General features: G+C 69.9%; 11 protein-coding genes. 5 read left to right on the forward strand and 6 right to left on the reverse strand.

The features are described from left to right. Positions 1 to 121 precede the first annotated feature (121 nt). The 3 genes from ACRDSQ_RS21080 to ACRDSQ_RS21090 form a co-directional block, all read right to left on the reverse strand. A complete protein-coding gene (locus ACRDSQ_RS21080; RefSeq protein WP_431423442.1) occupies positions 122 to 718 on the reverse strand; it encodes a DUF7711 family protein in 597 nt (198 codons plus the stop codon). 514 nt (positions 719 to 1,232) lie between these two features. Then, positions 1,233 to 2,663 (reverse strand): S8 family serine peptidase, encoded by a 1,431-nt coding sequence (locus ACRDSQ_RS21085; protein WP_431423443.1) that lies wholly within the window; start codon positions 2,661 to 2,663, stop codon positions 1,233 to 1,235. A gap of 43 nt (positions 2,664 to 2,706) precedes the next feature. Next, entirely contained in the window at positions 2,707 to 3,435 is a 729-nt protein-coding gene (locus tag ACRDSQ_RS21090) for a ZIP family metal transporter (RefSeq protein WP_431423445.1), read from the reverse strand. 108 nt (positions 3,436 to 3,543) lie between these two features. Between ACRDSQ_RS21090 and ACRDSQ_RS21095 the strand changes: the two genes are divergently transcribed. From ACRDSQ_RS21095 to ACRDSQ_RS21110, 4 genes are read left to right on the forward strand one after another with little or no spacing between them, the layout of a single operon-like run. Further along, positions 3,544 to 3,825 (forward strand): metal-sensitive transcriptional regulator, encoded by a 282-nt coding sequence (locus ACRDSQ_RS21095; RefSeq protein ID WP_431423446.1) that lies wholly within the window; start codon positions 3,544 to 3,546, stop codon positions 3,823 to 3,825. Positions 3,826 to 3,876: 51 nt separating this feature from the next. Further along, on the forward strand, positions 3,877 to 4,158 hold the full coding sequence (locus ACRDSQ_RS21100) for a metal-sensitive transcriptional regulator (RefSeq protein ID WP_431423447.1): 282 nt from the start codon (positions 3,877 to 3,879) through the stop codon (positions 4,156 to 4,158). Between the two features lie 8 nt (positions 4,159 to 4,166). Next, positions 4,167 to 5,051, forward strand: coding sequence for a hypothetical protein (locus ACRDSQ_RS21105; protein WP_431423448.1), 885 nt, complete (start codon positions 4,167 to 4,169; stop codon positions 5,049 to 5,051). 10 nt (positions 5,052 to 5,061) lie between these two features. Further along, positions 5,062 to 7,260: a heavy metal translocating P-type ATPase gene (locus ACRDSQ_RS21110; RefSeq protein ID WP_431423449.1), complete on the forward strand. Its 2,199-nt coding sequence runs from the start codon at positions 5,062 to 5,064 to the stop codon at positions 7,258 to 7,260. On the opposite strand, the gene ACRDSQ_RS21115 is transcribed toward ACRDSQ_RS21110, so the two are convergent. Beyond that, on the reverse strand, positions 7,261 to 7,683 hold the full coding sequence (locus ACRDSQ_RS21115; RefSeq protein ID WP_431423450.1) for a universal stress protein: 423 nt from the start codon (positions 7,681 to 7,683) through the stop codon (positions 7,261 to 7,263). It abuts the gene before it with no gap. Further along, entirely contained in the window at positions 7,680 to 8,711 is a 1,032-nt protein-coding gene (locus ACRDSQ_RS21120; RefSeq protein ID WP_431423451.1) for a TRM11 family SAM-dependent methyltransferase, read from the reverse strand. The genes ACRDSQ_RS21115 and ACRDSQ_RS21120 overlap by 4 nt, the downstream gene beginning before the upstream one ends. A 134-nt stretch (positions 8,712 to 8,845) precedes the next feature. On the opposite strand from ACRDSQ_RS21120, the gene ACRDSQ_RS21125 reads away from it, so the two are divergent. After that, a complete protein-coding gene (locus ACRDSQ_RS21125) occupies positions 8,846 to 9,403 on the forward strand; it encodes a DUF6328 family protein (RefSeq protein WP_431423453.1) in 558 nt (185 codons plus the stop codon). On the opposite strand, the gene ACRDSQ_RS21130 is transcribed toward ACRDSQ_RS21125, so the two are convergent. Continuing rightward, positions 9,385 to 10,624, reverse strand: a 1,240-nt coding sequence (locus ACRDSQ_RS21130) for a helix-turn-helix transcriptional regulator (protein WP_431423454.1), incomplete at its 5' end; no start/stop codon positions are given. The genes ACRDSQ_RS21125 and ACRDSQ_RS21130 overlap by 19 nt on opposite strands.

Consider the following 10,624-nt stretch of genomic DNA (forward strand, 5'->3'; position numbering starts at 1 on the left):
AACCCATTGGGTGAACTGGCGACGCCGACACCAAGCACGCTCACGCTGGTTCCACAAACGCACCAGACTCGCCCGCAACATCGAGAACACCCAGGTCAGCTAGCGAATGGCTGCTGCCGTACTAGGGGCAGTCGATCGCTTTGAGGAGATCGAGATATCCCTCACTCGCGTGCCAGAGGGCGTCGGCGACTGGTTCGAGCTTGCCGGCCTTCCAGCGCCGATCGGCGTAGTGGGCGGTCCGCGAGCCCAGGGCGCGCAGGCTCACGGCAAGGTCGTCCCCCAGCCGCACGGCCATGGTGGCGGCGGACGGCTCGTCGAGGCGGACATCGGCGGTGTCCCCACTCGCGATCGCGTCGAGGGTCGACTCCGCGATCCCGTTGTCGAGATCCCAGATGAGCGCGGGCCGCCGAAGCACGTGGTTCCACACGGGAGCCCGCGCCGAACGCCAGCGAACGGTGACCGGGGCGGTCTGCAGCTTCGCGGCGTTGGCCCAGTGCTGCGACCCGGAGGGCTCGGTGAGCCACGCGACGTCCTCGACCGGAAGGTCGACCACCAGCGCGATCGTCACGGCGTCGAGCTCATCGACCGGCTCCAGGATCTCACCGGCCGCCCATAACTCACGCACCCGGAGCGGGAAGATCGACTCCGGCCGGGTGGCTATGTCGGCGCACGTCTCGGCCACGGTCCTCAGATGGTGCAGGGCGCGGATCCGCTTCACTTGGCTCCCCTCGGAAAGTGCTGTGGGGAAGACGTTACGGGACGGCTTGGGGGCGGCACATCGGACTTCGGTCTGATGTGGACTAGGCCAATAGTCCTAGGACCTTCAAGTCCGAAGTGGACCCGTCTCCTGTAGTGACACATTCTCGGAACGCAATATCCGTTATTGACTATCAAGATATCCGGTAAGGTCAAGGCTTTGGAGTGGAGAGGATTGCGGGTGCGGAGCGGTGCTGGATTGTGGGAAAGGCCAGTTAGGTGGGCGATTGGAAGGACGCAAAGAGGTTGGGGCTGAGGGAAAGGTGCGCGGCTTGGCTGAGGGGGAGTGCGCGGCGGCTTGGGCCCAGGGAAGGGTGTGTGGCTTGGGTCGTGGACGTGCGATCCCGCTCGCCCTTGCGTCACAGCTCCTTGTGCGGCGGCCAAGGGGCCGCCGCACAGGCTGATCGCCCGCACTGGGGCGGGCAGGTGCAGGGGAAAGCGCGGGTGGGAAAGCGCCGCGAGGGCTGGGAAGAGCGCTAAAGGCGGAGGAATCGGCGTAGGTGTTCGTTGGTTATGGCTTCCCGCAACTCCGGTGAAGGGTTCGTGCGGTCGCCGAGCAGGGTGTGCAGGATCAGGGACGCCACCTCAGGCCCGTACCGCTCCCAGTCGAGAGTCAGGGTGACGTCGCCGAGTAGGTCGGTGATCAGGTCCTGGACCGAGCCGAGTCCCGCGGCCACCGGCGCCGCGGTTCGAGCGTCGAGCGACCTGCTGAGGAGGGCGTGGGCGTCGATGATGCCCGCCCCCATGTCGTTGGTGTTCCAGGCTTGTGGGCGGCGGGCGGTGTCCCGGATCAGCCGTTGGAACAGGCCTTGCACGGTCTCCCCGCGACCCCTCGCGGCCACTATCACCCGGTCCCGGCCGTGGTGGGCCAGCCACAGGGCCGCGACGGCCGCGGTAAGGGCCACGGCGAGGCTGGTTCCCTGTCCTTGCCCCGAATCCCCGTCGCCGGGGAATTGGGGGATTCGGGCGCGGTAGACGTTCTCCGCCGGGGCGGAGATGTCGACCGCCCTGCCCTTGCAGGTGCCGCGCCATGGTGTGTCGTCCGGGGTGGTGCCCGCGACCGCCACACAATTGTCGTAGCGGGCGGGCCAGACGACGGTGCCGACGCAGTTTCCGGCCGCCGCCATGACGATGACGTTGTTCGCCACCGCCCGGTTGATCGCCCGGTCGAGGGCGAACGACGGCAGACCGCCCAGGCTCATCGTGATCACGTGGGCCCCATGGTCCGTCGCCCACACGACAGCTTTCGCGACCGACACCTGTGACACCCGCACGACGCTCTCGATCGCCCGGATCGCCATGTGCCGCACCCTTGGCGCCGCCCCCGTGACCACATGGGTGTTCGGGGACACGATGACGCTGGCCGTGGCGGTGCCGTGACCCGGATTTCCGTCCCCCAGCGGGTCGGTGGGGTCGTTGTCGGTGTCGACGAAGTCGTAGCCCGGGACGGACAGGACGCCGTCCATCTCGCGGTGGCGGATCACGCCGGTGTCAGGTTGGCCGACGACGATTCCCTCGCCGCGCCCAGGCTTGCCCTGCTGTCGGGAGTACTCCCAGGCCTGCGGCACCCGGATCGTCCACAGCGCCCACTCCGGGGCCAGGCCGGGGTGCTCCGGGGACCAGCAGCCAGGCGGGAAGTCGACGCCGCGCACCGGGTCGTGTTCGGGAAACAGAGCTGTCGGCAGGTCCGGTTCGACCGCTGCGGCCCCGTAGTCGTCGGCCAAGGCGTAGGAGTCGCTGAAGGCGGCTGCGTCGGTGGGGAACGTGCGGTCGGGCAGGTCGATGATCAGGATGTCCGGGTCGTCCGCTGAGAGGGGGTGGACCTGGGCGCCGAGTTCGGCGACGAGCTGGGCCGTGATGGCGGCGGGGTCCTGGTCAGGTCGCAGCCGCATCGCGAAACGAGCCATGGTGCCTCCCGAGCTTCACCGAAGGCTCATCGTAGTGGATCAGTCACGCCAAGTGGCTGACGAGAAATGCCGTGGTGAAGCCGAAAGTCGCCACCACGCCGGTCGCGTTGCCCCCGTTCTCGAACGCCTCCGGCATCATCGTGTCGGCCAGCATGGTCAGGATGGCGCCCGCGGCGAACGCCTGGACGACCGCCACCGTCGCGGGGGATGCGGAGCCGAGGGTGGCGTAGCCGAGTCCGGCCGCCAGCGCGGACACGGCGGCCACGCTCGCCCACAAGCCGAGGATCCACCGCGTCGAGTGCCCCGCCTTGCGTAGCCCCGACGCGGCGGCCATCGACTCGGGGACATTGGACAGGAACACCGCGGCCACCACAGCGGCGCCGACCCCGCCCCCGCCGAGGAGCGACACGCCGATCGCGGCGGACTCGGGGATGCCGTCGAGCAGCGAGCCCAGCACGATCGCGAGGGCGGCACCGGAGCGCTGGCGGCCGTCCGACCGCTTGCGGTGTTCACCGCCGCGTCGGTCTATGACCAGGTCACCGACGTAGAACGCCGCCGAGCCCGCGGCCAGCCCCGCGCCGAGGGCGAGCGCGCCGCCGCCGCGGAACGCCGCCGCCGCCAGTTCGAAGGCGAGTGCGCTGATCAGCACGCCGGAGCCGAAGGCCATCACCAGTGCGATGACTTTCGGCCGGGGATTGGCGACCAGGCCGACGACCGCCCCGAGTACCAGCGCGAGGCCGCCGACCAGTCCCCACCACATGGCTTCCCACATGCGGCCAAGCCTGGCGGCAATCGACCTTGTTCGCACGCGCGGGGGATCGTCGGCGGGTACCCCTGACCGGTATTCTGACTCTTCACCAAGGACAAGCGGGGAGTGCACGTGGCCGTCGACAGCAGCAACCGCGAGGCCTATCTGAAGCGCCTGCGCCGGGTTGAGGGGCAGATCCGCGGCCTGCAGCGGATGGTCGAGGAAGACAAGTACTGCATCGACATCCTCACCCAGGTGTCCGCGGCGACCAAGGCATTACAGGCGTTCTCCCTCGAACTGCTCGACGAGCACCTCGCGACCTGCGTGGTGGCGGCCGCGGCCGCCGGTGGCGGCGAGGCCGCGGTGAAGGTCAAGGAGGCGTCCGACGCCATCGCCAGGCTGGTCCGATCCTAGGCGGGGTACCCCGGTAGGGTATAGTCGTCGGTGTCCACGAAGGAGACACCGATGCACGGCTACAGCGGCGACAAAGACGACTACCTGAAGCGACTGCGGCGGATCGAAGGGCAGATCCGCGGCCTGCAGCGGATGGTCGAGGAAGACAAATACTGCATCGACATCCTCACCCAGGTGTCGGCCGCCACGAAGGCGCTGCAAGCGGTCTCGCTCGGGCTGGTCGACCAGCATCTGCACCACTGCGTCGCCGAGGCGGTCGCCGAGGGCGGGGAGATCGCCGACGACAAGGTCCGCGAGGCCAGTGCCGCGATCGCCCGGCTCGTCCGGTCGTAGGGGCTCGTGTGAAGACCGCCCGCACGCTCACCGCCTTCGCCGCCGCGTTGGTCCTGGTCGGCGGCGCGGCTTACGCGCTGGGCGCCGCGGTCGGGCCGGTGGACGTGCCGCGGCAAGAGCAGCATGGCGACTCGGACGGCCACGCCGCCGGTGAACCCGCTGTCGCGTCGGCGCCGGTCGGCTTGTCCGCCTGGAGCGGCGGCTACGCCCTGGTCCCCACGACGACAACGCTTGCCGCGGGCCCCGCGCAGCTGTTCTCCTTCCGCATCACCGCGCTCGGCGGCAAGCCGGTCACCGACTTCGAGGTCGCGCACGAGAAGGAACTCCACCTCATCGTCGTGCGCCGCGACACCGCCGGCTACCAGCACGTCCACCCCGAACGCGCCGCCGACGGCACCTGGTCGGTCCCGCTCGCGTTGACCCAGGCCGGCAGCTACCGCGTCTTCGCCGACTTCGCCCCGCGCGGCGGACCCCCGCTGACCCTGGGCGTCGACATGATGGTGCCCGGTGAGTTCCAGCCGGTCGCGCCCGCGGAGTCCTGGCCGGCCAGGGTTGACGGCTACGAGGTGCGCGTCCAAGGCGACCTGATCGCCGGGCACGCCTCGAACCTGACCGCCACCGTCACCAAAGACGGCAAGCCCGTCTCCGACCTGCAGCGCTACCTCGGGGCCTACGGGCACCTGGTGGCGCTGCGCGGCGGCGACCTCGCCTACCTGCACGTGCACGCCGAAGCGGGCGCACCCGGCCCCGAAGTGCCGTTCGTCGCGGAAGTCCCGTCCGATGGCACCTACCGGGTGTTCTTGGACTTCAAGCACGGTGATGTCGTGCGCACCGCCGAGTTCACGCTGACCACGTCGCCGGAGCACGGCGCTGACGGTCACACGCACGGCTGAGAGGCTTGACGTGACCACGAACCTGACCCGGACCGCCGAGATCGAACTCTCGATCGGCGGCATGACCTGCGCGTCGTGCGCGAATCGGATCGAGCGCAAGCTCAACAAGCTTGACGGTGTGACCGCCACGGTCAACTACGCGACCGAGAAGGCGAACGTCACCTACGCCGAGGGGATCGACCCCAGCACGCTCGTCGCCCAGGTCGAGGCCGCCGGGTACACCGCGACGCTGCCCACCAAGGAGGCGCCCGAGGTCGAGGAGCGCGACACCCTGCGGGACCGGCTGCTCGGCTCGGCCGTGCTCTCGGTCCCGGTGGTCGCGATGGCCATGGCGCCCGCCCTGCAGTTCACCTACTGGCAGTGGGTGTCGCTGGCGCTCGCCTCCCCGGTGGTCGTGTGGGGCGCGTGGCCGTTCCACCGCGCCGCATGGATGAACCTGCGCCACGGTGCCGCGACCATGGACACGCTCGTGTCGATCGGCACGCTGGCCGCCTACCTGTGGTCGCTCTACGCACTGCTGTTCGGCTCGGCAGGCGTGCCCGGAATGACGCACCCGTTCGAGCTGACCATCGCCCGCGGCGCGGGTGAGGCGATCTACCTGGAGGTCGCGGCAGGCGTCACGACGTTCATCCTGGCGGGTCGATACTTCGAGTCCCGCGCCAAGCGGCGGGCCGGTGCCGCGCTGCGGGCGCTGCTCGACCTGGGGGCCAAGGACGTCGCCGTGCTGCGCGATGGCGTCGAGACGCGGGTGCCGGTCGGCAGGCTCGCCGTCGGCGACCGGTTCGTCGTGCGGCCGGGGGAGAAGGTCGCGACCGACGGCGTGGTCGCTGAAGGCACGTCGGCGATCGACGCGAGCATGATGACCGGCGAGTCCGTGCCCGTGGAGGTCGGTTCGGGCGTCGAGGTAGTCGGCGGCACGGTCAACGTCGGCGGCAGGCTGGTCGTCGTGGCCAAGAACGTCGGTGAGCAGACGCAACTGGCCCGGATGGCGCGGATGGTGGAGCAGGCGCAGACCGGCAAGGCCGAAGTGCAGCGGCTGGCCGACCGGGTCTCCGCGGTGTTCGTGCCGGTCGTGATCGCGCTGGCAGTGGGGACGCTGATGTTCTGGCTCGGAGCCGGAGCGTCCACGTCCGCGGCCTTCACCGCGGCGGTCGCCGTCCTCATCATCGCCTGCCCGTGCGCCCTGGGACTCGCCACGCCGACGGCGCTGCTCGTCGGCACCGGCCGCGGCGCGCAACTGGGCATCCTGATCAAGGGGCCGGAAGTCCTGGAGTCGACCCGGCGGGTGGACACCGTGGTGCTCGACAAGACCGGCACGGTGACGACCGGGCACATGTCCCTTGTGGACGTTCAGCTCGCCGACGGCGAGGACGTCGAAACGTCGCTGCGGTACGCGGGGGCGGTGGAGGACGGATCGGAGCACCCGATCGCGCGGGCGATCGTGAAGGCCGCGCGGGACAAGGTCGGTCCGCTGCCGCCGGTCGCGGACTTCACCGCCATCGAGGGCCGGGGCGTGCGCGGCACGGTGTCGGGTCAGGTGGTGACCGTCGGCCGGACCATGCTGGTCGACCGTCTGCCCGCCGAGTTGGTGACCGCGAAGGCTGAGGCTGAGGAACGCGGGCAGACGGCCGTCGTTGTGGCCTGGGAAGGCCGGGCGCGGGCGGTGCTGGTCGTCGCCGACACGGTGAAGCCGATGTCCGCCGAAGCGGTGAAGTTGTTGCGCGCGTTGGGGTTGTCGCCGGTGCTGCTGACTGGGGACAACGAGGCCGTCGCGCGGTCGGTGGCCGCGGAGGTGGGGATCACCGAGGTGATCGCCGAGGTGTTGCCGGAGCAGAAGGTCGAGGTCATCGCCCGGCTGCAGCGCTCCGGCAAGGTCGTGGCGATGGTGGGGGATGGGGTCAATGACGCGGCTGCGTTGGCGACCGCGGACCTTGGACTCGCGATGGGGACTGGGACGGATGTCGCGATCGAGGCTGGGGATCTGACGCTGGTGCGGGGGGATCTGCGGGCGGCCGCGGACGCGATTCGGTTGTCTCGGCGAACCTTGCGGACGATCAAGGGGAATCTGTTTTGGGCGTTCGCTTATAACGTTGCGGCGTTGCCGTTGGCGGCGGCTGGGTTGTTGAATCCGATGTTGGCTGGGGCCGCGATGGCTGCCAGTTCTGTGTTCGTGGTGACGAACAGCTTGCGGTTGCGTGGTTTCCGCTAGCTAAATGGGCTCGGGGACGATCAGGATTGGGCGGTGGGCGGTGCGGCTTAGGCCTGCGCCCACCGAACCACGGGTGACTCTGACCGGAGTCCAGTGCTTGTGGTGTCCTACCACGATCATCATTGCGTCGTGTTCGTCCGCCGCCAGTTTGAGCATGGGGACTGGTTCGCCGACCTGGACCGTGTAGGTCCACTGTCCGCCGTGGCCTGCGAGGGCTGCCTCCACAGCGGAACGCAATTCGCTCAGTGCGGCTTCGGCGTGTTGTTCCCAGTCCGCCGAGTCCGGGTCCACCGGGTAGTCGCGCAGGTCGATCGCGTGGACGACGTGGAGGTCGGCGCCCAGTGTGGTGGCGAGGTCGGCGGCGACCGCCAGGACCGTGAAGCTCAGGTCCCGGTGGTCGACGCCGACCACGAGGGCGGTCATGGTTTCCGGGCGATGACGATGTCGCGGACGATTGCCTGGTCGACTCGGTGTTCGAACGAGCGGTACGGGCCGTCGTCGACGGGGTCGAGGCCGGCGTGGGCGAGGATGTCCAGCGTGTCGGCCCTGGGTGCGACATTGGTGTTCACGGCGATCCCGATCGTCCCGCCTGGCCGAAGGACCTTGGCCCAGGCGGGGGTGGCCTCGCGGAGCAGTTCCAGTGGGGTTCGCTGCAAGGTCTGGCCCGCGCGGCTGCCGTGTTGGACGCCGTAAGGGGCGTCGGTGACGATCAGGTCGACGCTCTCGGGGCGGTGGAACTCGCGGACCTTCGTGGTGTCGGCGTTGACAAAGGTCAGCGACAGCGCGTCGCCCGCCTTGTAGCTTTCCCTGCTCAGGCCGATGGACGCCTGCAGCTTGCGGCCGAGGTGCTGCTTGTCCCGGCGGACCTTGACGACTTCGGCGTGGTGCTTGATCCGCTTGCGCTTGAGCCAGGTCTGCAGGAACGCCGCGTAGGCCTCGAAGTCCTTCTGGTCGAGGTCGATCCCCGCCGCGTCGTAGCCGTACATGATCGCCTGGTTGAGCGTGGTGCCGCGCCCGCACATGGGGTCGAGCACGGTCAGCCGGTGGTCGAGCATGTCGCGGGCCCGCGCCGACGCCATGAGCGTGACGTTGAGCAGCAGCTTGGTGAACAGCTCGTTCGTCTTGCCCTGGTACTTCAAGATGGTGATCAGGTCGCTGTCGAACGCGTCGAGGCGGTGGAGGTGGACCGGTTCGAGCAGCTTGCCGTCGAGCCGGAACAGCGCGTACATCGACGACAGGTTCGCCAGGTAGGCGATGTCCGACTCGTCGAGGGTGTCGGCGCTGAAGGTGACGTAGGGGACGCCGGCGAGTTCGGTGCGGGCGATGTCGCCGATGCGACCGTCCACGACGGACTGGTTGAACACCTCGAGTTCGGCCACGGTGAGCGCGACCGACGAATCCGCGTACACACGGTTCGTCGAGGGCAGGATGAGGAGTGCGTAGTCGGCCATGTCTCCCGCACGGTCATTGGGGCTGTGAACCCACTGATCCTAAAGCTTCGCGGCTAGGTCAGCCGACCGATGTCTCGTGATCATGGCCGGGAGACCGTTGAGGGGCAGTCGTTCCTTCGACGTTGGAGCCCGCCATGACCCTGCACCCGCTGCCCACCCCGCCGGACACCGCCGACACCCACGACGAGTGGAACCTGCGGGCGCGGGGCGAGACGCCGACGCAGCGGCTGGACCGCAACTACGGTGAGCTGCTCCAGGAGGTCCGGGTCGCGCAGACCGGTGTGCAGTTCCTGCTGGCGTTCCTGCTCGCACTGGCGTTCACGCCGCGGTTCGCCGACATCACCGAGTTCCAGCGTGGGACCTATGTGGCCAGTCTGATCATGGGGGCGGCGGCGACCGCACTGCTGATCGCACCCGCCCCGTTTCACCGGCTGGTCTTCCAGCGCAGGCTCAAGCGCAAGCTGGTCCGGGCCACGGGCTGGTTCACCCTGGCCGGCCTGGGGTTCCTGATGCTGGCGCTCGGCTCGTCGATGCTGCTGATCCTCGACGTGGTGCTCGGCACCCGCTCGGCGGTGTGGATCTCCGGTGGCATCCTGGCCTGGTTCTTGACCTGGTGGTTCGCGGTTCCCCTGTGGAACCGGCACCGCTTCGGGCACCGGCCGAGCCTTCCCGCTCAGCCGGACTCGCGGTAGCGGCCCGCGGCCTCGCGGGCGATGTCGATCCGCGAGGCCACGCCCAGCTTGGCGAGGATGTGGGACACGTGGGTGCCGACCGTCCGCTTCGAGAGCACGAGGCGGGCGGCGATGCTCGGGTTGCTGAGTCCTTCGGCGACCAACGCGGCGATGCGCGACTCGGTGGGGGTGAGGCTCTCCCAGCCGGTCGTGGCCTGGCGGTGCTTGACCCGCGGACCCCGGCGGATGCCGTGGGCGTGCAGCTCGGAGCGCAGCCGCCCGGCGTCCCAGCGCGCGCCGAGGGTCTCGTAGAGGTCATCCGCGCGGGTGAAGGCCGCTCGCGCGGAGCCGACATCGCCGCGTTCGGCGAACTCGACCGCGGCGGCGTGCATCGCGTGCGCGCGCGGAAGCGGCCGCCCTGCTTCCGCGAAGTGTTCGGCGGCGAGCAGCAGGGTGGCCGGGTCGTGGGCGAGCAGGCCACGGCAGAGCAGGGCGCCGCCCACCCGGTGCGGGATGTCGCTGTGCTCGGCGAGCTTCTCCGCGAGACCGGTGACGTAGCCCGCGGCGCCGAGATCGCCCGCCCGCACGGCGAGATGGACGGCTTCAGGAAGCAGTTCCTCCATCTCCTCGAGCTCTTCGGCGCCCTCGCCCAGGCAGGCGAGGAGCCCTGCGAGCGCTTCCTCCGGGGCGCCGCGGTGTTGGGCGTCCAGCGCGCGGGCCAGCGCGAGTGAGCCGACGACCCGGTTGCCGATGCGCGCGGCGTTGGGTTCCGCGGCGCGGAGGTGGTCGCGGGCGGCGTCCGGGTCGCCCCGGTGCAGGGCGATGACGGCGGCGATGCCGTGGTCGCAGCAGGCGACACCCGGATCCTTGACCTCCTCGGCGACGGCGTCGACCTCGGCGAGCGCGTCGCCCCAGCGGCCGACGTCGAAGAGCAGCTCGCTGAGCGCGCTCTGCGCCTGGGCGAGCCGCACCAGGCTGCCGGTGTCGTCGGCGAGGCGGCGGACCTGGTCGGCGGCGGCGAGGGCCTCGTCGTAGCGGTCCAGGTCGCCGAGGGCGACGACACGGTTGATCTGCAGCAGCAGCCGCAGGTCGGTCAGCGCGGGATCGGCGCCGGTCACGGCCAGCGCGCGGTCGAACAGCGGCAGGGCCGCGGTGACGTCGCCGCGCATCATCGTCACGATGATCAGCACGTGCAGCGCCCAGCCGGTCGACCAGCGGTCGTCGGCCTCCTCGGCCGCGGCC

Source organism: Actinokineospora sp., assembly GCF_050699995.1.
GTDB lineage: Bacteria > Actinomycetota > Actinomycetes > Mycobacteriales > Pseudonocardiaceae > Actinokineospora.

Excerpts from the sequence above, each read along its gene's own strand:
- ACRDSQ_RS21115 (WP_431423450.1), bottom strand. The coding sequence starts at position 7,683 with ATGACCGCCCTCGTGGTCGGCGTCGACCACCGGGACCTGAGCTTCACG.
- ACRDSQ_RS21120 (WP_431423451.1), bottom strand. The coding sequence starts at position 8,711 with ATGGCCGACTACGCACTCCTCATCCTGCCCTCGACGAACCGTGTGTAC.
- ACRDSQ_RS21090 (WP_431423445.1), bottom strand. The coding sequence starts at position 3,435 with ATGTGGGAAGCCATGTGGTGGGGACTGGTCGGCGGCCTCGCGCTGGTA.
- ACRDSQ_RS21085 (WP_431423443.1), bottom strand. The coding sequence starts at position 2,663 with ATGGCTCGTTTCGCGATGCGGCTGCGACCTGACCAGGACCCCGCCGCC.
- ACRDSQ_RS21125 (WP_431423453.1), top strand. The coding sequence starts at position 8,846 with ATGACCCTGCACCCGCTGCCCACCCCGCCGGACACCGCCGACACCCAC.
- ACRDSQ_RS21100 (WP_431423447.1), top strand. The coding sequence starts at position 3,877 with ATGCACGGCTACAGCGGCGACAAAGACGACTACCTGAAGCGACTGCGG.